The sequence below is a fragment of the Kineococcus vitellinus genome (genome assembly GCF_009906315.1).
Lineage (GTDB): Bacteria > Actinomycetota > Actinomycetes > Actinomycetales > Kineococcaceae > Kineococcus > Kineococcus vitellinus.
In genome coordinates this window covers 1-1,548 of the sequence record NZ_JAAALL010000527.1, presented here as the reverse complement: position 1 = coordinate 1,548, position 1,548 = coordinate 1, and the positions used below count along the sequence as shown (strand labels likewise).

1 protein-coding gene is annotated in these 1,548 nt (G+C 81.1%); it reads left to right on the top strand.

Annotated elements, in window-relative coordinates; translation table 11 throughout:
* The coding region (locus GTQ99_RS23105) for an AtzH-like domain-containing protein (RefSeq protein ID WP_166617997.1) at positions 1 to 1,548 on the top strand (1,548 nt) is incomplete at both ends.

Below are 1,548 nucleotides of genomic sequence, written 5' to 3'. Positions count from 1 at the left end.
CCGCCGGACCCGCCGCCGGGTCCTCCGCCGAGGTGGCCGCCTTCGACGAGGCCGGGCTGCTGCGGGCCTGCACGCGCTACGAGCGGGCCCTGCGCGAGGACGACCTCCCGGCGCTGGACGAGCTGTTCGCGCCCGGGGACGCCACGCTGCGCGCCGAGGGCGGCACGGCGGTCGTGGGCCACGACGAGATCTCCGCCTTCCGGGCGCGCCGCGGTGGCGCCCCCGTCCGCTGGCTGCGCCGCGTGCACCTGCGCCCCCTGGGGCCCGACGCCGCCGTCACCGTCAGCGAGACCGAGCGCCTCGACGGCGGCCGCGGCCTGCAGACCCAGGTGTGGGACCGCGGTCCCGGCGGCTGGCGGGTCAGCGCCGCGCACGTGTCCGGCGCCCCCTCGCCCGTCCCCGTCGGCTTCGCCCACGAGGACGTCACCACCGGTTCGGCCACCTGGCGCGTCGGCGGGGACGGCGAGGCGCTGCTCACCGGCAGCGGCGCCGGTCCGCTGGCCGGGGTGCGGATCGCGGTCAAGGACAACGTCGCGGTCGCGGGCCAGCGCACCGGCGCGGGCGTGCCGCGCTGGCTGGAGCGCGCGCCCGTGGAGGACGCCTGCGCGCCCGCGCTGCAGGCCCTGCTCGACGCGGGCGCGGAGGTCGCCGGCATCGCCCAGACCGACGAGCTGGCGTTCTCCCTCATGGGCGCCAACGCCCACTACGGCACCCCGCGCAACACCGCCGCCCCCGGCCGGGTGCCCGGCGGCTCCACCTCCGGGCCGGCCGCCGCCCTCGCCGCCGGCGCCGCCGACCTCGCCCTGGGCACCGACACCGCCGGCTCGCTGCGGGTGCCCGGCTCCTTCAGCGCCCTGCACGCCTGGCGCCCCACCCACGGCGCCGTCGACACCACCGGGGTCCTGCCGCTGGCGCCCTCCTTCGACACCGTCGGCCTGCTCGCCCGCGACCCCGCCCTGCTGGCCGCCGCCGCCGACGTCCTGCTGGCGCCCGGGACGCCCGCCGGGGCCGGAGCGCCCGCCGGGCAGCCCGCCGCGCTGCTGCGCAGCCGCACCCTGCTCGCCCTGGCCCACCCCGCGACCGCCCTCGCCGTCGAGGCCGCGACCACCGCGCTCGCCGTGCAGACCGGTCTGCCCCTGGTGGACCTCGGCGAGGTCGCCGAGGACTTCACCGCCGAGGAGGTCGCCGCCTGGACGGCCGCCTTCCGCACGGTGCAGGCCGCGGAGGCGTGGGCCGCGCACGGCGGCTTCGTCGAGGCCGAGCCCGGGGCGCTGTCCGCCCCGGTGGAGGCCCGCTTCCGCGCCGGGGCCGCCGTCGACGCGGCCGCGCTGGCGACGGCCCGCGCCGTCAGCGCCGCCACCCGCGAGCGCCTGGTCGCGCTGCTGCGGCACGGCTGGCTGTGCCTGCCGAGCACCGCCACCCCGGCCCCGCGCGCCGACGCCTCGCCGCAGGAGTTCGAGGCCGCCCGCGCCGGCACCCTGCAGCTGTCGACGCTGGCCTCGCACGCGGGCGTGCCGGCCCTCGGCCTGCCGTGGGGGCGGGTGGGGG